21 protein-coding genes and 1 tRNA gene are annotated in these 21,013 nt (G+C 34.7%); 5 read left to right on the forward strand and 17 right to left on the reverse strand.

Translation table 11 applies throughout. The annotated features are described in order from the left end of the window. Nucleotides 1-197: 197 nt before the first annotated feature. The 4 genes from AC6CHK_RS06980 to AC6CHK_RS06995 all read left to right on the forward strand — a co-directional run bounded on the left by AC6CHK_RS06980 (nt 198) and on the right by AC6CHK_RS06995 (nt 3,113). Nucleotides 198-1,019, forward strand: a complete 822-nt coding sequence (locus tag AC6CHK_RS06980) for an alpha/beta fold hydrolase (protein WP_498094857.1) — start codon at nt 198-200, stop codon at nt 1,017-1,019. A 157-nt stretch (nt 1,020-1,176) separates the two neighbouring features. After that, nucleotides 1,177-1,374 (forward strand): 50S ribosomal protein L35, encoded by a 198-nt coding sequence (rpmI, locus tag AC6CHK_RS06985; RefSeq protein WP_027385360.1) that lies wholly within the window; start codon nt 1,177-1,179, stop codon nt 1,372-1,374. Between the two features lie 116 nt (nt 1,375-1,490). Further along, nucleotides 1,491-1,835 (forward strand): 50S ribosomal protein L20, encoded by a 345-nt coding sequence (rplT, locus tag AC6CHK_RS06990; RefSeq protein ID WP_047444038.1) that lies wholly within the window; start codon nt 1,491-1,493, stop codon nt 1,833-1,835. Nucleotides 1,836-1,943: 108 nt separating this feature from the next. Then, a complete protein-coding gene (locus AC6CHK_RS06995; RefSeq protein WP_498094859.1) occupies nt 1,944-3,113 on the forward strand; it encodes a M28 family peptidase in 1,170 nt (389 codons plus the stop codon). A gap of 24 nt (nt 3,114-3,137) precedes the next feature. On the opposite strand, the gene hisIE is transcribed toward AC6CHK_RS06995, so the two are convergent. The 12 genes from hisIE to AC6CHK_RS07055 all read right to left on the reverse strand — a co-directional run bounded on the left by hisIE (nt 3,138) and on the right by AC6CHK_RS07055 (nt 13,734). Then, entirely contained in the window at nt 3,138-3,725 is a 588-nt protein-coding gene (gene hisIE, locus AC6CHK_RS07000) for a bifunctional phosphoribosyl-AMP cyclohydrolase/phosphoribosyl-ATP diphosphatase HisIE (RefSeq protein ID WP_498094861.1), read from the reverse strand. After that, the gene (gene hisF / locus AC6CHK_RS07005) at nt 3,722-4,474 is read right to left on the reverse strand and encodes an imidazole glycerol phosphate synthase subunit HisF (protein ID WP_498094863.1); all 753 of its coding nucleotides are present in this window, start codon (nt 4,472-4,474) and stop codon (nt 3,722-3,724) included. The genes hisIE and hisF overlap by 4 nt, the downstream gene beginning before the upstream one ends. Further along, the gene (gene hisA, locus AC6CHK_RS07010; RefSeq protein ID WP_498094865.1) at nt 4,467-5,189 is read right to left on the reverse strand and encodes a 1-(5-phosphoribosyl)-5-[(5-phosphoribosylamino)methylideneamino]imidazole-4-carboxamide isomerase; all 723 of its coding nucleotides are present in this window, start codon (nt 5,187-5,189) and stop codon (nt 4,467-4,469) included. The genes hisF and hisA overlap by 8 nt, the downstream gene beginning before the upstream one ends. Nucleotides 5,190-5,274: 85 nt before the next feature. Next, the gene (gene hisH, locus AC6CHK_RS07015; RefSeq protein ID WP_498094867.1) at nt 5,275-5,853 is read right to left on the reverse strand and encodes an imidazole glycerol phosphate synthase subunit HisH; all 579 of its coding nucleotides are present in this window, start codon (nt 5,851-5,853) and stop codon (nt 5,275-5,277) included. Then, entirely contained in the window at nt 5,853-6,947 is a 1,095-nt protein-coding gene (hisB, locus tag AC6CHK_RS07020; RefSeq protein WP_498094869.1) for a bifunctional histidinol-phosphatase/imidazoleglycerol-phosphate dehydratase HisB, read from the reverse strand. The genes hisH and hisB overlap by 1 nt, the downstream gene beginning before the upstream one ends. Next, a complete protein-coding gene (hisC, locus tag AC6CHK_RS07025) occupies nt 6,944-7,975 on the reverse strand; it encodes a histidinol-phosphate transaminase (RefSeq protein ID WP_498094871.1) in 1,032 nt (343 codons plus the stop codon). Before hisC ends, hisB begins: the two co-directional genes overlap by 4 nt. Further along, nucleotides 7,972-9,255, reverse strand: coding sequence for a histidinol dehydrogenase (gene hisD / locus AC6CHK_RS07030; protein WP_498094873.1), 1,284 nt, complete (start codon nt 9,253-9,255; stop codon nt 7,972-7,974). The genes hisC and hisD overlap by 4 nt, the downstream gene beginning before the upstream one ends. Before the next feature lies 1 nt (nt 9,256). Then, entirely contained in the window at nt 9,257-10,114 is an 858-nt protein-coding gene (gene hisG, locus AC6CHK_RS07035; protein WP_498094875.1) for an ATP phosphoribosyltransferase, read from the reverse strand. 245 nt (nt 10,115-10,359) lie between these two features. Next, entirely contained in the window at nt 10,360-11,457 is a 1,098-nt protein-coding gene (locus AC6CHK_RS07040) for a glycosyltransferase family 4 protein (RefSeq protein ID WP_498094877.1), read from the reverse strand. Continuing rightward, entirely contained in the window at nt 11,457-12,122 is a 666-nt protein-coding gene (locus tag AC6CHK_RS07045; RefSeq protein ID WP_498094879.1) for a glycosyltransferase family 32 protein, read from the reverse strand. Before AC6CHK_RS07045 ends, AC6CHK_RS07040 begins: the two co-directional genes overlap by 1 nt. 9 nt (nt 12,123-12,131) lie before the next feature. Next, a complete protein-coding gene (locus tag AC6CHK_RS07050; RefSeq protein ID WP_498094881.1) occupies nt 12,132-12,944 on the reverse strand; it encodes a 2,3,4,5-tetrahydropyridine-2,6-dicarboxylate N-succinyltransferase in 813 nt (270 codons plus the stop codon). A 217-nt stretch (nt 12,945-13,161) separates the two neighbouring features. Further along, entirely contained in the window at nt 13,162-13,734 is a 573-nt protein-coding gene (locus AC6CHK_RS07055) for a C40 family peptidase (protein ID WP_498094883.1), read from the reverse strand. 138 nt (nt 13,735-13,872) lie between these two features. On the opposite strand from AC6CHK_RS07055, the gene AC6CHK_RS07060 reads away from it, so the two are divergent. Further along, complete coding sequence (locus AC6CHK_RS07060) at nt 13,873-14,520, forward strand: hypothetical protein (RefSeq protein WP_498094885.1); 648 nt, start codon at nt 13,873-13,875, stop codon at nt 14,518-14,520. Between the two features lie 51 nt (nt 14,521-14,571). Here the strand turns inward: AC6CHK_RS07060 and AC6CHK_RS07065 are convergent, their stop codons facing one another. The 5 genes from AC6CHK_RS07065 to AC6CHK_RS07085 all read right to left on the reverse strand — a co-directional run bounded on the left by AC6CHK_RS07065 (nt 14,572) and on the right by AC6CHK_RS07085 (nt 21,013). Next, nucleotides 14,572-14,943 carry a hypothetical protein gene (locus tag AC6CHK_RS07065; protein ID WP_498094886.1) on the reverse strand — a complete coding sequence of 124 codons (372 nt, stop codon included), beginning with the start codon at nt 14,941-14,943 and terminating at the stop codon, nt 14,572-14,574. A gap of 31 nt (nt 14,944-14,974) precedes the next feature. Continuing rightward, nucleotides 14,975-15,048, reverse strand: a tRNA-Ala gene (locus AC6CHK_RS07070). Nucleotides 15,049-15,242: 194 nt separating this feature from the next. After that, the gene (locus AC6CHK_RS07075) at nt 15,243-16,658 is read right to left on the reverse strand and encodes an efflux transporter outer membrane subunit (protein ID WP_498094888.1); all 1,416 of its coding nucleotides are present in this window, start codon (nt 16,656-16,658) and stop codon (nt 15,243-15,245) included. Between the two features lie 22 nt (nt 16,659-16,680). Next, on the reverse strand, nt 16,681-19,827 hold the full coding sequence (locus AC6CHK_RS07080) for an efflux RND transporter permease subunit (protein WP_498094890.1): 3,147 nt from the start codon (nt 19,825-19,827) through the stop codon (nt 16,681-16,683). A gap of 1 nt (nt 19,828) precedes the next feature. Further along, nucleotides 19,829-21,013 carry an efflux RND transporter periplasmic adaptor subunit gene (locus AC6CHK_RS07085; protein WP_498094892.1) on the reverse strand — a complete coding sequence of 395 codons (1,185 nt, stop codon included), beginning with the start codon at nt 21,011-21,013 and terminating at the stop codon, nt 19,829-19,831.

Here is a 21,013-nt window from a genome sequence, read left to right on the forward strand (position 1 = left end):
TTTTAATAGATTCTAAATCTATAATGCAATATAAAACCTCAAATTACTTTGAGGTTTTTTGTTCTTTAATCATTATTAAATATTCTTTAAAATTGATTTATGTTAATTTTTAATGAAAAGTTTTGCTCTACATTTGTTTTGGAAATGACGTAAAAAATATTATTTCTAAATTATTAATAAAAATAAATAAACAAGCAATGAGCACACTTAAATTAAAAGACGGAACAGAGATTTATTACAAAGATTGGGGAAAAGGACAACCGGTTTTCTTTCACCACGGATGGCCATTATCCAGCGATGACTGGGATGCGCAGATGTTTTTCTTTCTGGAACAAGGCTATCGAGTGATTGCTCACGACAGAAGAGGACACGGAAGATCGGAACAGACTCCTACAGGTCACGACATGGATACTTATGCTTCGGATGTTTCAGAAATTGTTGCAGCATTAGATTTAAAAGATGTAATTCACGTTGGCCATTCTACCGGCGGCGGCGAAGTGATAAGATATGTTGCAAAACACGGAAACGGAAGAGTTGCAAAAGCAGTTTTGGTAAGCGCAGTAACGCCGATTATGGTTCAGAATGATAACAACCCGAATGGTGTTCCGATGTCTGCATTGGATGATATTCGTAACAATACTTCAAAGCACAGACAGCAATTTTACATAGATCTTACTTTCCCTTTTTATGGCTACAACAGAGAAGGCGCAAAGGTTTCCGAAGGCATTCAGAGAAATTGGTGGAGACAAGGTATGAATGGTTCTATCAAAGCTCATTACGATTGTATCAAAGCTTTTTCTGAAACAGATTTTACGGAAGACCTGAAAAGTGTAGAAGTTCCGGTTTTGGTAATGCACGGTGAAGATGACCAAATGGTTCCTTTTGAAACTACAGGCAAAATTGCTGCTACTCTACTTAAAAATGGTAAATTAATTTCTTATCCGGGTTTTCCACACGGAATGCCAACTACGGAAGCTGAAACAATCAACAAAGATTTATTGGAATTCTTTAAATCATAATTTGGCTTAAATTTAAAATAAAGCAGTAAGCAATATATGTTCGCTGCTTTTTATATTCTACATTCAGATTTTTTTCGTATTTTTGCAAACCATTATTCTCATATTTAAGAGTAATCTCAAACAGATATTGATAACAAAAACATAAAAAAGCAAAACAATGCCAAAATTAAAAACGAAATCAGGTGCTAAAAAGCGTTTTGCTCTTACCGGTTCTGGTAAGATCAAAAGAAAAAATGCTTATAAAAGCCACATCTTAACAAAAAAAGAAACTAAGCAGAAGAGAAATCTTACTACTACTTCTTATGTTGCTAAAGTGGACGAAAAAAGCGTTAAACGTCAATTAGCAATTAAGTAGTTTTTATAATCCAATATTCGGTTTATAAGAATAACAATTCAAAATTTTAACCCTGAAATGGTGCAGCTAAGTGCAATGAAAAAGTTTGTCGCCCTTTTCAAAAAAACAATTAAATTATGCCAAGATCAGTAAATGCCGTAGCTTCTAGAGCTCGCAGAAAAAAATTAATGAAACAAGCTAAAGGTTTTTTCGGTAGAAGAAAGAACGTTTGGACTGTTGCTAAAAACGCGGTACAAAAAGCAATGCAATATGCTTACCGTGGAAGAAAAGAGAAAAAGAGAAACTTCAGATCACTTTGGATCATGCGTATCAACGCTGGTGCAAGAGAGCACGGAATGTCTTACTCTCAATTTATGGGAGCTCTTAAAAAGAACAACATTGAATTGAACAGAAAAGTTTTAGCTGATTTGGCTATGAACTATCCTGAAGCATTCAAAGCAGTTGTAGATCAAGTAAAATAATGTAAAATTTTTTGTTATCAATATAATAAATCCTGGGTTTTTTGCTCGGGATTTTTTTATTATTTACATTTGCCTAAAAAATTACCCCACATAACATTGACATTCAAAGTGAAAAAAATATCTACATTTCTGCTTCTTTCATTAGCTGTTTGCAATATACAGGCTCAGACTTTTATACAGGCTTATCAGTCAAGAGCCAATCAGGTAACACAGGCAAATATTACTTCACTTCTTCAGGAGTTTGCAGGATTGGGCGTGAAAACCACAGGCACTGATGCCAATAATAATACGTTAAACTGGCTTAAGGCAAAATACCAGTCTTATGGTTACGCTGCAAGTCAGGTTACAGAAAATACTTTCTCTTTTGGAAATACAACTTCAAAAAATTTAATAATTACCAAAACAGGTACGGTTTATCCCAATACCTACGTTATTATTTGTGGGCATTATGATACAGTTGCAGGTGTAGGAGCAAGCGACAACGGAAGCGGAACCGCTATTCTTCTTGAAGTTGCAAGAATTTTAAAAGATATTCCGACAGAATATTCTATCAAGTTTATTCATTTTTCAGGTGAGGAACAAGGTCTTTTAGGGAGCAATCATTATGTAAACAATGTTGTTTTTCAGAATAATGTACGCCAGCTGAATCTCAGAGTTGTTTTCAATATCGATCAGGTTGGCGGGCAGCTGGGAAATATCAATAATACAATCACCTGTGAAAGTGACCAAAGCGGGCAAGCATCCAACAACGCTGCTTCTTTGGCATTTACTCAGCAGCTGGCAACGTGCACTTCGCTGTATTCGCCATTGCAGACAACTATGTCAAATGCCTACGCATCAGATTATATTCCTTTCGAAAATAAAGGCGATATTATTACAGGTTTTTATGAAACAATAGAGAGTAATAACGAGCATACAATAAATGATACTTTTGCAAACCTAGATCCAGTCTATGTTTTCAATGTCGGAAAAGCAGCTATCGGCGCTCTTCAACATTTTGCTGTTGCAACGGCGACTTTAGGAGTGAACGAATCTTCCGCAAATCAATTAGAATCTGTAAAAATGTATCCTAATCCTACCAAAAATACATTGCATATTGATTTACCCGATAAAATTAAAAGTTTCACAGTTGAAATTACAGATATGTCCGGAAAATTGATTTTAAAATCTGCAAACGAAACAGAAATCAACGTTTCTCTGTTACAATCCGGAACATATTTATGTTCATTAAAAACAGATAATGAAAATATTACCAGAAAAATAATTATAGAAAAATAAGTCGAAACCTGCAATCGCAGGTTTTTATTTATTGCGGTTTAGAAGGACTTCTTCAATTTCACTTAATGTAAAATTTTTAGTTTTTAACAAAATTAAAAAATGATAAAGAAGATCTGCAGCTTCATTTTTAAATAATTCATCATTGTTATCTTTGGCCTCGATGACCAATTCTACAGCTTCCTCTCCTACTTTTTGTGCTATTTTATTGATGCCTTTCCGGAAAAGCGAATAAGTGTAAGAATCCTCTGTTTTATTATCAATTCTCTGAGAAATTTTATCTTCCAGTTCATATAAAAAACCTTTCGGGTCTTTTTCACCAAAACAACTGAAGCTTCCTGTATGACAGACTATATTTTTTGGAATTACCTTCATTAAAACAGTATCATTATCACAATCAACCTGAATATCTTTTACCGTTAAAAAGTTACCAGACTCCTCGCCTTTTGTCCAAAGTCTGTTTTTTGATCGGCTGAAAAAAGTTACGATTCTTTCATTTTCTGTTTTTTCAAAGACTTCTTCGTTCATATAACCAAGCATAAGAATTTGTAATGTCCTGTCATCCTGAATAATAACGGGAATAAGCCCACCGGTTTTATTAAAATCTATTTTCATCGTATTACAATTTTTTTTAATGTTAATTCTTTTTTTAAATCCTGAATTTTAAGTTCTCCAAAGTGAAAAATACTTGCCGCTAAGCCTCCTGTTGCTATAGTTTCCGTGAAAACATCTTCAAAATCTTTAATTTTTCCGGCTCCTCCGGACGCAATGACGGGAATATTTACATTTTCGGAAATTAGTTTTGTAATTCTCAGATCAAAACCGTTTTTCGTTCCGTCGCCATCCATTGAGGTTAAAAGGATTTCGCCGGCTCCTAAGTTTTCGGCTTGCCTTGCCCATTGTAAAGTTTCGAGATTGGTGATTTCCCGTCCACCTTTAATATGTACCCAATCCGAATTGTGGGTAAACTTTGTATCGATCGCTACAACAATACACTGATTTCCAAATTCTTTGGCCAAATTTGAAATTAATTCAGGGTTTTTCACGGCAGAAGAATTGATGCTTATTTTGTCAGCTCCGGCTTCCAAAAGTTTTCTTACGTCATCAATCGAAGAAATTCCGCCTCCAACCGTGAAAGGAATGCTGAGTTCTTTTGCAATATTTTTCACCAGCTCAACGAAAGTTTTTCGTTTTTCAATCGTTGCTGTAATATCTAGAAAAACCAATTCGTCAGCTCCGTCTTTTTCGTATTTTTTTGCTAATTCAACAGGAATTCCGGCGCTTCTCAAACCTTCAAAGTTGATTCCTTTTACCGTCATTCCGTCTTTGATATCCAAGCAAGGGATTATTCTTTTTTTAAGCATTTTCAATAAATTTCTTTAGTTCAGATAAACCAATTCTGCCTTCATAAATCGCTTTTCCGATAATCGTTCCCGAACAACCTATTTTTTTCATTTCATAAACATCTTCAATACAAGAAATTCCTCCGCTCGCGATTAACTGAATCGTCGTTTTTTCTAAAATCTCTTTATATAAATCTGTCGAAGCACCTTCCAGCATTCCGTCTTTTGAAATATCTGTACAGATTACATTTTCAATTCCTTTTTGTTGATATTGAATAATAAATTGGATCACATCTTTACCACTTTCTTCCAGCCAACCCGAAGTTTTTATTTTTTTATTTTCACAATCGGCTCCTAAAATAATTTTTTCTGAGCCATATTTTTTAATTAAATCAAAACAGAATTCGGGATTTTGAACGGCAATGCTTCCGATCGTAATTTGTTTTGCGCCCGAATTAAAAGCAATTTCAATATCTTTTTCTGTTTTCAGACCGCCTCCGAAATCAATTTGCAATGAAGTTTCTTTAGCAATATTTTCCAATACTTTTTGGTTGACAATATGTTTAGATTTTGCGCCATCAAGATCCACTAAATGAAGGAATTTAATTCCAAAATATTCAAACTCTTTCGCGACTTCGAGCGGATTTTCATTGTAAATCTTTTTTGTGCTGTAATCTCCTTTCGACAGCCGCACGCATTTTCCGTCGATTATATCAATTGCAGGAATAATTTTCATATGCAGTTATTTATTGTTTTTATAGGTCATATGCAATCGCGTCTTTTATGAATTTTTGGTTTTCCAAATAATGACGATTTCATAATTAAATTTTTAAAAAGTTAGCTAAAATCCGGCTTCCAATTTTCCCCGATTTTTCAGGATGAAACTGTGTCGCAAAAAAGTTATCTTTCTGCAAAGACGCGCTAAAAGGCAAAATATAATCGCAAACTGAAGTAGTAAATTCAGACAATTCACAATAATAGCTGTGAACAAAATATACATCACTTTTATCTTCAATTTCAGAAAAAATGGAAGATCTAAAATCAGAAATAGTATTCCAGCCCATGTGCGGAACAATATCTTTCGGTGGGAATTTCTTTACATTAATATCAAAAATCCCCAATCCGGTTGTATTTCCTTCATCATTATTTTTACACATCAACTGCATTCCCAAACAGATTCCCAAAACCGGCTGTTTTAAATTTGGAATTAATATATCCAAACCATTTTCTTTCAATACTTTCATCGTTGAAGAAGCTTCACCGACGCCCGGAAAAATAACTTTATCTGCTTTTTGAATCAGTTCAAAATCATCCGTAATTATAGATTTTTTATTCAACCTATTCAGAGCATTTTGTACGGAATTTACGTTTCCACCGTTGTATTTTATTATTGCGATCATTATAAACTTCCTTTTGTTGATGGTAAATTAAAATTCTGATCTGTCTGATTTACAGCCATTTTAATAGCTTTAGCAAATGCTTTGAAAACGGACTCAATCTTGTGATGTTCGTTTTCTCCTTCCACTTTTATATTTAAATTCGATTTAGAAGAATCTGTGAAAGATTTAAAGAAATGATAAAACATTTCGGTTGGAACATCGCCTATTTTTTCGCGCGTGAAGTCAGCTTCCCAAACCAACCAGGGACGGCCTCCAAAATCTAATGCAACCTGCGCCAGGCAATCGTCCATCGGAAGTAAAAACCCGTATCTTTCGATTCCTTTTTTCCTTCCCAAAGCCTGTAAAATTGCTTCACCAAATACAATTCCCGTGTCTTCGATCGTGTGATGCTCATCAACCTGCAAATCACCTTTTACCTTAATTTTTAAGTCTAAATTTCCATGTTTTGATATTTGTTCGAGCATGTGATCAAAAAAATGCAAGCCGGTTGATATTTCAGAATTTCCGTTGCCGTCAAGATTGACTTCAATATCAATTTCTGTTTCATTAGTTTTTCTTGAAACTTTAGCTTTTCGTAGAATTTGTTTTAAATGCTTATAAATTTCTGACCAGTTTTCAGTTGTTAATTCTGCATTTTCATTTTGAGTTTTATTAATGAAAATAGCTTTCGAACCTAAGTTTTTAGCCAATTGAATATCAGTAATTCTGTCACCAATAACATAAGAATTTTTAAGATCATAATTTCCATGAATATATTTTCCCAACATTCCGATTCCAGGCTTTCTTGAAGGTGAATTTTCATACTCGAAACTTTTATCAATTAGAATTTCACTAAAGATTATTCCTTCGTTTTTGAAAGCTTCCAACATTTTTTCGTGAGGTTTTATAAAATCTTCAACAGGAAAACTTTCCGTTCCCAAACCATCCTGATTCGTCACCATGACCAATTCAAAATCCAATTCTTTAACAATTTTTGAAAGGTTTTGAAATACTTCGGGATAAAATTCCAGTTTTTCTAAAGAATCAACCTGAAAATCTGTCGGAGGCTCGATAATCACTGTTCCGTCGCGGTCTATAAATAAAACTTTTTTCATGATTTAATGTTTTTTAAAATAGAAATTAGCTGAATATTTTCATCTCTGCTCCCAATATTTATTCTGATGCAATTTAGAATTTGAGGCGATCTTTTACTCGTCAAAACTTCCTTTTCCAATAGTTTTTGGTATATTTCTTCAATATTTTCAAATTCAATAAGAAAGAAATTGGCATTTGAAGGGAAAACTTTTTTGATACAACTGACATTTTCAAATTCATTTTTCAGCCACTCTTTTTCGGCCAATATATTTTTTAAATTTTCTTCAAATTCTTTTTTATCGTTCAGGCTTTTTAAAATCAGTTCCTGACTTAAAGAATTGACATTATAAGGTGCTTTCACAATATTGATAAAACCGATGATTTCTTTTGAAGCATAGGCAATTCCAACTCTTGCTCCGGCCATTCCCCAAGATTTTGAAAAGGTATGAAGCACAATAAGATTTGAATATTTTTCAATAAGTTCAAGGCTGGATTTTTTATCCGAAAACTCAATATATGCTTCGTCAACCACAACAATTCCGTTAAAATTTTCAAGATAAAACTCGATATCTTTAATACTGTTTCCTGTCGGATTATTAGGCGAACATAAAAAGAAAATTTTTGGTTGAACGTCTTTAATAATCTTTAAAAAATCATCTTTTACAATTTCAAAATCATTATTTAAATTAAGCTTTACAACCGTATTTTCATTAATGGAAGCGTAAAATCCATACATCGCAAAGGAAGGATTCATCATTAAGACCGAATCTTTTTTAGGCTCGCAAAAAACTTTAATAATCAGATCAATAAGTTCATCACTTCCATTTCCGACGGCAATTTGTTCAGGCGAAATGTTTTTAATTTTTGCTAATTTTTCTTTTAGTTTTTTCTGTGTAGAATCGGGATAACGGTTATATTTCCCAAACGGATTTTCGTTGGCATCCATTAAAATTGGAGATTTAAACACATTATGATCCCTAAAACTGATGTAAGGTTGCAATTCTAAAACGTTTTTTCTTACGAAATTTTTTATATTTAATTGTTTCATTTTAAATTATTTAATCGGATTGAAACGACATTTTTGTGAGCAAACAATCCTTCTGCTTCGGCCATTAATTCTATTGTTTTTCCTAAATTTTGTAATCCTTTTTCTGATAAATACTGAAATGTAATTTTCTTTACAAAACTGTCTAAAGAAACTCCGCTGTAATTCTTTGCAAATCCGTTGGTAGGAAGCGTATGATTGGTTCCGCTTGCGTAATCTCCGGCGCTTTCGCATGAATAATTTCCAAGAAAAACAGAACCTGCATTTTGGATTTCAGGAATATATTTTTCAAAATTTTTAAGAGCCAAAATAAGGTGTTCCGGAGCGTAAAGATTGCTGAATTCAATGGATTCTTCAACCGTTTTGAAAAGAATAAAATTGCTGTTATCTAAAGATTTTTGAGCAAATTCGTTTCGTGGAAGTTCCTTAATTTGTTTGGAAATTTCCTCAATTGTTTCATTAAATATTTTCAAATCTGTCGAAATAAAAATAACCTGGCTGTCACTTCCATGCTCGGCCTGAGAAAGTAAATCTGCCGCACAAAACTTTGGAATGGCCTGTTCATCAGCAATTACCAAAACTTCGCTTGGTCCGGCCGGCATGTCGATAGAAATACCATATTTTTGAGAAAATTCTTTCGCTGCAACAACAAACTGATTTCCAGGACCGAAAATTTTATAAACATTCGGAACACTTTCTGTTCCCAAAGTCATGGCTGCAACCGCTTGAGCTCCACCAACTTTAAAGATTTTTGTTACACCACAAAGTTGTGCCGTATAAAGAATCGCAGGATTGATATTTCCATTTTTATCTGGCGGTGTGCATAAAATAATCTCTTCACAACCAGCTAATTGCGCAGGAATAGCCAACATTAAAACTGTTGAAAAAAGTGGCGCCGTTCCTCCCGGAATGTAGATTCCGACTTTTTCAATTGCCCTGTTTTCTCTCCAGCAAACAACTCCTTTTGTTGTTTCAATTTTCTGGATTCCAGGTTGTTGTGAAGCATGAAATTTTGTAATATTCTCTTTTGCCTGTTGAATGGCTGTTTTCAATTCTTCACTAATCAAATTTTTTGATTTTTCAATTTCTGTTTTAGAAACCTGAATATTCTTAATTTCAGCTAAATCAAACTTTTTATTAAAATTTAATAATGCTTCATCTCCTTTTTTTTCAACTTCAGAGAAAATTTCTGTAATTATTTTTGAGATTTCGTCTCTTTTTAAAGATGGACGTTTAGTAAGTTCTTTCCAGTTTTTTTTATCCGGATATTTGTAAATTTTCATATTAAATCACCATTTTATCAATTGGAATTATCAAAATATCTTGCGCTCCATTTTCTCTTAATTCATCAATTACTTCCCAAAAACGTTCTTCATCAATAACCGAATGAATACTGCTCCAACCCTCTTCTGCTAAAGGAATTACGGTTGGACTTTTAAGAACGGGAAGCACTTTTGAAACATCTTCAATCTTTGAATTGGGAACATTCATTAAAATATATTTTGAATTTTTGGCTTTCAAAACAGCCTTTATTCTGAAAAGGAGTTTTTCCAGAATATTTTCTTTTTCCTGAGTTAATTTGGAGGTTTTAGCAAGAACTGCTTCAGATTTCAAGATGGTTAAAGTTTCTTTCAAACCATTTTTAAAAAGTGTGCTTCCGGAGCTTACAATATCACAGATCCCGTCTGCCAATCCGATATTCGGGGCGATCTCAACCGAACCTGAAATGACATGAATATCTGCGGAAATATTGTTCTTTTCCAAGAATTTTTTAAGTGTATTCGGATAAGAAGTTGCAATTTTTTTGCCTTCGAAATAAGAAAGATCATTGGTTTCAACATCTTTAGGAATTGCCAGAGAAACACGGCATTTTGAAAAGCCAAGCTTTTGAACAATATTGATCTCTTTTTGTTTTTCAACCAGAAGATTTTCGCCTACAATAGCCACATCTACAACTCCATCTTCCAGGTATTGAGGAATATCCGAGTTTCGGAGATACATAATCTCCATTGGGAAATTGTCTACAGAAACTTTAAGCTGATCTTTTCCGTTGTTGATCGAAATTCCGCAATCTTTCAGAAGCTGAAGAGATTCTTCGTACAGCCGACCGCTTTTTTGGATCGCAATTTTTAATTTACTCATTTGTTTAGTTTGAGCCTGAGTAAATAAAAACAGATTATTGAAAAAAATTCCGGGAAATTTAAAAACAAAAAAACCGCCTGTTTACTCAGACGGTTTAATATTTTTTGATTTTTAACACATGTATAATATCAATCAATTCCGTCTTAGCAGAGATGATGATAATGATGTAATGTTAAAAAATTAGGTTTCATTATTGAAATTTTGTGGTACAAATGTAAAACTTATTTTTAAACTTCAAACATTTTTTACAAAATATTTTGATAAAAAGTCATTAACTGATTGGCAATAGGCTCATCATTAAACTTCTGAACAAACTCAAAACCTTTATCAGCACGGCGTTTTCTTTCAGATTCGTTGTCCCAAAGAAATTTAATTTTAGCCTGAATATCTAAATGATTTTTTGGATCAATATAAACAGAATCCTTTCCGCCGGCTTCAGGAAGACAACTTTTGTTTGAAGTTATCGTTACTGTTTTTGAAAATAAAGCCTCAATTACTGGAATTCCGAAACCTTCAAAAAAACTCGGATAAACGAAAATATCTGCTAATTTATAAATCACGGCGAGCTCATTCATCGAAACACCTTCCAAAAAGTGAATCTGTTTTTCCATTTTATTTTTCCTGATATATTGCTCTATTTTGCTGAAATATTTTGTTTTTTTACCAACAACGATTAATGGGATTTCTGTTTTGTGAATTGCTTTTACAATATTTAAAAGATTTTTCCGCTCTTCAATTGTACCGACATTTAGAATAAATCTTTCAGGAAGATTGAATTTTTCTTTAGTTTCTAAAATAAATTCTTCGGATTGATTTTCTTTGAAAGCTTGATGACAACCTTGATAAATTACTTCAATTTTACTTTCAGGGATTTTTAAATAATGAACAATATCTTTTTTGGTCTGTTCGGAAATCGCAATAATTTTATCCGCAGTTTGTGCTGCTTTTCTGAACTTCCAAAAATGAATTTTCCTGTCAAAAAAAGAATAATATTGTGGATAACGTGCGAAAATAAGATCGTGAATGGTCACTACTTTTTTTATCGGTTTTTTATCCCACTTTAATGGCAATTCACCCGATAAACCATGAAAAATATCTGCATTTTGGCGTTGTGCATCTTTTCCCATTTTGAATTGGCGTGACATATTTCCTTTTGAAGTCTGAACAAACTTAACATGAGGATTTTTAAGAATTTCTTCTCCTCTTTCCGATTTATTTTTATTTAATAAAAGATATTCGTTTTCAGGGAAATATTTCGCCAAAATACGAACAAAATCTCTTGAGTAATTGCCCAGTCCGGAAGCATTATGGAAAAAACGTTTGGCGTCGTAGGCTATTTTCATTAATCTTCAATTGGTTTTATAATATCCTGAGAATGTTGTTTTTTTCTCCAATGTTCAGATTTTTTGCCATAAAGAAAAATGCGGCCCAATTTGTATTTAACATTCAAATGGCCTTCATAATCGATTCCCACAAAGCGATGCGGAGTTGAAGGATTTTCTGCTAAAACTTCGTTTACAGATTCGGTGTAAACCGTCGGTCCGGTTGTTTTATGTACATCATTTGGAAAACGGTGAGTGAAAATATTATCAACTACTTTTTCCAAAACTCTTTTCAAAAAAGGATGTTCTTTATCAAAAATTAAAGCCCATTGGCCGTACAGACCGGGATTTCCTTCGGGACTTATAACGGCAACATCTTCTTCTTTCAAAAATTTGTCGAATGGAGTTTTTACGCTTGAATCGATATCGATATAAACGCCGCCATATTTATATAAAACCGCATATCTGAAAAAATCTGCTTTGGCGGCTCCAATTGTTAAGCTTTTATAGGCTTTTAAATATTCAGGAGAAAATTCATTTTTAAAAAAGTGTAAAATTCGGGCGTCATCATAAAAATGATACTTCCAACCCGGATTTTTCTTTTTCATCCTATTAACATAAAACCTCGTGATCCAAGGAAGATCAGAGGTTTTAAAAGTTTGAAATATATTTTTTGGAATTGCCATAAACTGTTTTTAAACGGCAACGTTATTTTCTCTCAAAGCGTCATTCAAAGACGTTTTTTTATCTGTAGATTCTTTTCTCTGGCCGATAATCAAAGCGCAGGGAACCTGATATTCTCCTGCAGGATATTGTTTTGTATAACTTCCCGGAATTACAACCGAACGTGCAGGCACTCTTCCTTTGATCTCAACAGGCTGATCACCAGTAACATCAATGATTTTGGTAGAGGCTGTCAAAACTACATTAGCTCCCAAAACAGCTTCTTTTTCGACATGAACACCTTCCACAACGATACATCTTGAACCAATAAAGCAATCGTCTTCAATGATTACGGGTGCGGCTTGCAAAGGCTCTAAAACGCCGCCAATACCAACTCCACCGCTTAGGTGAACATTTTTACCGATTTGAGCACAGCTTCCAACCGTTGCCCAAGTATCAACCATTGTTCCCGAATCTACATATGCTCCGATATTTACATAAGAAGGCATCAAAATGACTCCTGAAGCCACAAAAGAACCTTCTCTTGCAATGGCATGCGGTACAACTCTTACTCCTTTTTCGGCATAATTTCTTTTCAAAGGGATTTTATCATGAAATTCAAACGGGCCAACTTCAATAGTTTCCATTTTTTGAATCGGAAAATACATCACGACCGCTTTTTTCACCCATTCATTTACCTGCCATCCGTTTTCTGTAGGTTCTGCAACACGAAGTTTTCCGGAATCCAAAAGTGAAATCACTTCTATGATCGTCTTCTTGCTTTCTTCATTTTGTAGTAAATCTCTATTATCCCAAATGTTTTCAATAGTTTGTTGTAACGACATGTTTCTAGTTTAAAATTACATCGTCAAAGATACAAAAAAGTTCATCAAAAGCTTTTATTGGTTGATTTGATAGGTATAAAATTTCAGTAAAACTTAATGATTTTTGAATATAGAATTTGAGATAATTCTTTTATAAACGCAATGTTAAACAAAGAAATTTAAAAAATAACTTTTTGATTATCCGTAAAACAAAGGCGTTACACTTAACAATGAAATACTATAAAATCCTTTGTGCATGCAGATAAGCTTTATTCCAGTATTTTTCGTTGAGTGATGAAATGATTACCCCTTTGGAAGTTGAAGCATGAATGAATTTCACTTCTCCGCCTTTTCCTATATCATGCACAATTCCGACATGAGAAACCCTGCTACCACCTGCTGTTGCAAAAAACAAAAGATCTCCGGGTTTAACTTCTTTAATGTCTATTTTTTTTCCTGTTTCGGCCTGATCGGAAGACCTTCTTGGAAGGTTTAAATCATTTTCTTCAAAAACTTTCACCGTAAATCCCGAACAGTCGAATCCTGAAGAGGAATTTCCGCCAAACTTATAAGGAGTTCCGAGATATCTTTCAGCGTTTTTTAATATATCTTTTGTTGAACCTGAAATTTTACCTTCAAATTTTGAATCAAGCTTTCTCAGGTTCGCTGTTTTCGAGATAGATTTTGATGGAGAACTTTTAGTATTTGATACGCTTTTTGAGCTTCCGCATGAAGTGACCAAAAATGCGCAAAACAGTGCAATTGAAAGCTTTTTTGTACCGATATATTTTCCTGAGAAATTCAAATTCATATCTGATTGATTTTTGACAGTAAATTGATTGACACAAATATAACAATTATATTTAAATTATATATAAACTATACTATAACTATATTATAAAAGTATAAATAAATTTTTTATTCTTATATTTGAACCTTAATATTCAGTATGGCTACATATGAAAGTTTAATCACAATAAACGGTGCGGTTGGAGATTTGGTTTTCTATAATCTGAACGGAAAAAATATTGTCCGGAAAAAAAGTGGATTTAATAAAACAGCTTTTAAGAAAAGTCCGTCGTATGAAAAAGTCCGTCAAAACAGCTCTGAATTCGGGCATTGCTCTAAAGTTGGAAAAATAATAAGACAATGCATCAATTCTTTTATTAAACAAGCGGATGACGCTCTACTCTATCAGAAATTCGCGAAACTGATGACTGAAATAAAAGATTTAGATACAGTTTCCGGAAGAGGAAAAAGAACCGTAAACAATGGAATGGTGACAGAAAACGGGAAAGAAATGCTTAGAAATTTTCAGTTTGGAAATATTGCAAATATGGAGAATAAAGCTTCAATTTCGTTCGGTTTATGGGATGGAAGTTTGGCTTTAGATAAGGATATTATTGCTGATGAAATTCAGATTTTAACCATAAAAGTTGATTTCGAGAAATATGAAACAGAATATTTTGAAGAGCAAATAACTATTCAGAAAGCACAAAAAGAATTTACTTTTGAAAAACACTTTTCAGATGATATAATACTTCATTTTGTTGCTTTAAAGAAAGAAAAGAAGATTGTTCAGATGGGTTTTGTTTAAAAAAAGAAGCCTGCAAACTAAGTTTACAGGCTTTTATTTAAGTATAAAATATTATTTATTTTTTTCTCCGGTCCAGCTTCCGCTTCTATCCGGTGTCGGAACAGAATTTGTCCAGTTGCCGTTTCCTTTTTCATCGATTGTCAAAGTTCCGACAAATTGCCCGTCTGCAGGCAAACCAAGCTCTGCCGTTAATTGACCTGAAGCATCAAGGTGTCCTGAAATGCTATAATTTTCATTATTATCTTCAGAATGCATCGTTCCGGTAACTTTACCGTCGTTGGCAACTACAAAATTCCAAATTCCTTTATCATTACCTTCATAAGTTCCGGACCAGGTTCCTATATAATCATAAATAGTTTCGTCGGTAGAACTACATCCAATGAATAAAAAAGCAGTAAATAAAAGTAAAAAAAGTTTTTTCATATCTTTTATAGAATTTGATAAAGTTTGTTTGTGGAGAATACGGGGATCGAACCCGTCACCTTTAGACTGCCAGTCTAACGCTCTAGCCAGATGAGCTAATTCCCCTTTCCCTTGCTTTTCACTTGAAGCGGTACAAAAGTAAGTAAATAAACGATATTTGCAAATAATTTATTAAATTTTATTTAAGAAGATGATTAATTAAGTACAGAATAATTATTTTTTAATCAATATTATCAAAAAAAGAATAAAAAAACGTATGCTGAGCGAGCATACGTTTAAAAATCAATATTTTAATTTAATTATTTCCAGCCTCCGCCTAAAGCCTGATAAAGATCTACTGCCGCTTTCATTTTGCTGTATTGGGCATTTGAAATATTCAATTCAGCGTTTAATGAATTTACGTTGGCATTTAGCACTTCAAGATAGTTTGCCAAACCGTAGTTTACCAGTTCCTGCGAATATTCTACCGAGTTTTTATAAGCATTAAGTTCCTTCGTTTTCAAATCTATAAAAGAATCCTGTACAGAAAAAACTTTTATTGCATCCGAAACCTCTTTTCCGGCGGTAAGAACTGTCTTTCTGAAATTCAGATAAGCAGTTTCTTTAGCCGCAAGACTTACTTCATAATTTGTTTTAATCTGTCTTCTGTTTAAAATCGGTTGCGCCAATCCTCCTACGATATTTGCGAAAAGTGAATTTACACTAAACAAATGATCAATATCAACAGATTGCAATCCGCCGCTTCCCGTAAGTCTTAAAGTAGGATAAAACTGTGCTTTTGCAGAATTTGTAAGTTCAAATGCATTCATCAGATCAAACTCTGCCTGCATTATATCAGGACGATTTGCCAAAAGATTGGCAGGATACCCTAAAGCAAGGCTTTCAGGAAGTATTTGGCTATCTAAAGTCGATCTTTCAATCGCTTGAGACGGCTCGCCCATCAAAAGGCTCATCGTATTTTCTAAAAGCTGAATCTGTGTGTCGATATCTATTAAAAGAGATTGTGCATTATAAACCAAGGCCTGGCTTTGCTGCACGGCAACTTCAGTCAGAGTTCCGGCTTCTTTTAAAGCTTTTGTGGTTTCCAGATTATTTTCACGAATTTTTATAGTTTCCTGAATAATCTTTTTCTGATCATCTAAAGTCAACAACTGATAATAAGATGATGCAACAGATGCAACCAAACCGCTTTTCACAGTTTTATGCGCCGCAACGCTTCCTAAATAAGTTGCTAGTTGTGCTTTTTCCTGAGCTTTCAGTTTCCCCCACAAATCGGCTTCCCAACCGATGCTTGCGGTAATATCAAACTGATTAACATATCTTCTTTCTCCAATAATCTGCCCAAACTGCGTATTGACAGACTGTGTCTGGAATGTATAATTCGGGCCAATAGAAAGTGTTGGCTGATAAGCGGCCTTACTTTGTCGAAGATAAGCTTCTGCCGATGTGATATTCTGTAAAGCAATCCTGATATCTAAATTGTTGTCTAATGCTTTAGAAATATGCTTTTGAAGAACAGGATCTTTGAAGATTTCTTTCCAGGAAACATTAGCCACACTTACGCTGTCCTGCGGAAGCATATCTGTACGGAAAAGATTTTCATCCACAATGTTTTTCGGCCTTTCATATTCTTTTCTTGCCATGCAAGACGATAAGACTGCGATTGTAAGAACTGAAAATGCGGTTCCTTTTATTATAACTGATAATTTTTTCATTATTTAAAACCTTAAAGATTTTTTATTCTGCTAAATTCATTTCTTCATGTTTAATAGGCTTCACTTTCTCCTGCAAAGTCTGGAAAATCACAAAAAGAACAGGAATGACAAACACTCCTAAAATAGTTCCTATCAATAATCCTATTGCAGCTCCGGTTGCGATCGAACGGTTACCGACAGCCCCAATTCCGCTTGCTAAAACTAAAGGAAGCAATCCGAAAATAAAGGCTAAAGAAGTCATCAAAATGGGTCTTAACCTTGCTTTAGCAGCGTTAATAGCCGCAGTTGCAATGCTTTCGCCATGATGTCTTCGCTGAATGGCAAATTCTACAATCAAAATTGCATTTTTCGCCAGCAAACCGACCAACATAATTAAAGCAATCTGGAAATAAATATTATTTTCAAGTCCCATTATTTTCTGTCCAAAATAAGCTCCCATTACCCCTAAAGGAAGTGAAATAATCACAATCAAAGGCAGAATATAACTTTCGTATTGTGCAGAAAGAATAAAGTAAACAAACACCAAACTTAAAGCGAAAATCAATAAAGTTTGCGATCCCGAGTTCAATTCTTCTCTCGTCAAACCTGTAAATTCTACATCGTAATTCTGATTCAAAGTTTCCTGAGCAACTTCCTGTACTGCCGTGATTGCATCTCCGGAACTGAACCCAGCCGAGTTTGCACCTGTGATTTTAACAGAAGTAAATAAGTTGTATCTGCTCACAGACTGAGGCCCATAAGCTTTTGTAAGCGTTACAAACTGAGAAATCGGCGACATTGTTCCTGAAGCTGTTTTTACATAAAGCTCATTCAGATTATTAATATTCTGTCTGGATTCCGGCAACGCCTGAACCATTACTCTGAACTGCTTTCCGTATTTTGTAAAGTCGGCTGTATAAACGCCACCAATATATCCTTGCATTGTGCTTAGAATTTCATTCACGGAAACACCAAGCTGTTTTGCCAAAGGAACATTGATTTCCATTTGGTACTGCGGATATTTTGTATCAAATGAAGTCTGGGCAAACTCAATTTCGGGTCTTTCCATCAGTTTTCCGATAAATTGATTGGTTTTGTCATCCAAATCTACATAATCTCCTCCCGACTTATCCAATAAAACCATTTCAAAACCTGCGCTGCTACCAAATCCGGGTACACTTGGAGGCTGGAAAAATACAACTTTGGCATCAGGAACTTTCCCTGCAATTCCGAAGAGTTTTTTGGTAATGTTTTCTGACGTGAGTCCATCCTTTTTTCTGTCTGCAAATGGAGCTAATTTTACGAAAGCAAGACCATTATTACTACCATTTCCGGATAAAAAGCCCCGTCCTGTAGAAATCGTTACATTCTGTACACCAGGAACTTTCATAGCATTTGCCTGAAGTGTTTTCAGAGCGTTGTATGTTCTTTCCATTGATGCTCCGGCAGGAAGCTGAACGTCTGTAAAGATAATTCCGCGGTCTTCTGTAGGCACGAAACCTTTTTTCATTGTAGAACTTGCCCAGAACAGAATACCACCTGTAATTGCGAAAATAAGAAGGGTAACCCATTTGTGCTTTAACAAGAAGGTAAAACCTCTTCCATATCTTTCTGTAGCCGTTTTGAATGCAATATTGAATTTATAGAAAAATTTCTTTATAAAGTTTTTCTTCTTATAATCTTCATGATGCTCGTCGTGAGGTTTTAAGAATAAAGAACATAATACAGGACTTAAAGTCAATGCATTAATTGCAGAAATTACAATAGCTACAATCAAAGTGATCCCGAATTGCTGGTAAAAAACTCCTGTAGGACCAGTAATAAATGTAACCGGAACAAATACCGCCGCCATTACCAAAGTAATTGAAATAATAGCACCTGTAATCTCGTCCATGGCTTCTACCGTTGCCTTTTTGGCGTTTGACACACCATTTTCCATTTTGGCATGCACTGCCTCGACGACGACAATGGCGTCATCCACAACAATACCAATTGCCAGAACCAAGGCAAAAAGCGTCAGTAAGTTTAAGGAATATCCAAAAAGATTAAGGAAAAAGAAAGCCCCGACAATAGATACAGGTACTGCAATCGCCGGAATCAAAGTTGATCTGAAATCCTGTAAGAATATATAAACAACAATAAATACAAGAATAAAAGCCTCGATCAATGTATGAAGAACTTTCTCAATCGAAGCCTCCAAAAATTCATTGGTATCAAAGTTGAAAGTATATTTAATCCCTTCTGGAAAGCTTCCTTCAGCAGATTTTAGATATTCTTTGATGTTTTTAATAATTTCCTGAGCATTAGATCCCGGAGTCTGGAAAATACCCATACTGATCGCAGGACTGTTGCCGTTTTCACCAACTCCTGAATAAGACTGGCCCGCTAATTCTATTTTCGCGACATCTTTCAGCATTAAGTTTTGTCCGTTACCTAAAGCCTTAATAATTATGTCATCATATTGTTCCTTTTCGTTGAATTTACCAACATATTTAATGATATATTCGAATGAGCTGCCGCTATTTTGTCCAATAGAACCCGCTGCAGCTTCTCTACTTTGCTCATTGATCGCTGTCGTTACATCATCGGGTGTCAACTGATAAGCCGCCATTTTTGCAGGATCAAGCCAAACTCTCATCGAATAGTTTTTTCCACCGAAAACATTGGCTTCACCTACTCCGTTTATCCTTTGCAGGTTTGGAATAATATTGATATTCAAAAAGTTCTGAAGATAAACATCATCAATATCCTTATTTTCAGAATAAAATGACATATACATCAAAGCACTGGTTTGCTGTTTTTGAGTAACCACACCGGAACGTGTCACTTCGCTCGGAAGCAAAGGCGACGCTCTTGTTACACGATTCTGAACGTTTACCGCTGCAATATCCGGATCAATTCCTTGTTTAAAAAACACCTGAATTTGTGCTGAACCGTCATTTCCGGCTGAAGAAGTAATATAATCCATCCCTTCAACCCCGTTGATCTGCTCTTCCAGAGGAACAACCACACTTTTCATTACCGTTTCGGCATTGGCTCCCGTATAGTTTGCTCTTACACTTACCGTAGGCGGCGCAATATCCGGATATTGTGTTACCGGCAGGGAAATAAGCCCCAAAACACCGAGTATCACAATAATAATTGATATAACCGTAGATAAAACCGGCCTGTTAATAAAGTTTTTTATCATTTTAGAATTTCGGTTTTATAGATTGTACAAGGCTATCCATATTCACTGGCTTTGGTTTTACAGGAGTTCCTGATTTTAAACCTCCGATTCCAGCAGCAATGATTTTATCACCTTTTTTTACTCCTTTATTTATAAGCGCCATATTGTCGATTCTGTCGATAATATCTACAACTACATTTTTAGCAGTATCTTTTTCTACTTTATAAACATAAACAACACCTTGCTGCTCGTAAGTTGCACTTTCCGGAACAACCAAAACATTATCAAAGTGTTTAGGAAATCTGATGCTTCCGCTGTTTCCGTTACTTAAAAGTTTCTGGGGATTTGAAAATGAAGCTCTAAACTGAATAGTTCCAGTTGTAGGATCTATTGAGCCTGTAATAGCTTCAATTCTACCTTTTTCAGGATAAATGCTTCCGTTTGCCAGTTGCAATTCGACCATCGGGAGGTTTTTTATTTTTTCCGGAACAGATGCTCCGACAGATTTTTCCAGGAAATCAAAATATTCTTTTTCATTCATAGAAAAATAAGCGAAAATCTCGGACGTATCTGAAATTGTAGTCAAAGGAATCTGATCAGACGGGCCCACCAAGCTTCCGACTTTTAACGGCAACTTTCCGATAACTCCTGAAATTGGCGCACGAATGACCGAATAATCAATATTTGCTGCAACACCTTGATAATCTGCTGAAGCCTGTTGCTTTCCGGCAATGGCTTGCTGCAGCTGCGCCTGAGCTCTTGAAAGATTTGCCTGAGCGGTCTGAAGCTGTATATTGCTGATAATATTTTTTTCAACCAAAGGTTTTAGCTTATTTACTTCAACCTGAGCGGCATTTACGCCAGCCTGCGCAGCTACAATATTCGATTGAGCAGCTCCTATTCCGGCTTTTGCAGCGGTGGCACTTTCGTTCAAAATATTGGTTTCCAGACGGAACAAAGGCTGCCCTTTGGTCACATATTGTCCTTCATCTACCAAAACCTGAGTAATGTATCCCTGAATTTTAGCCCGAACATCATTATTTACTCTACCTTCAATACTTGCAGGAAAAATATCGTATCCTACTATATTCTTATTTTCTACCGAAACTACAGGATAAGATTTTGGTCCGTCCTGCTTCGGAGCTTCTTTTTTGCAGGCAGATAAAGATAATGCTGCCACAGAAAATAATAAAAGCTTGTTTGTCAT

It is taken from the genome of Chryseobacterium sp. GQ58, assembly GCF_059758895.1.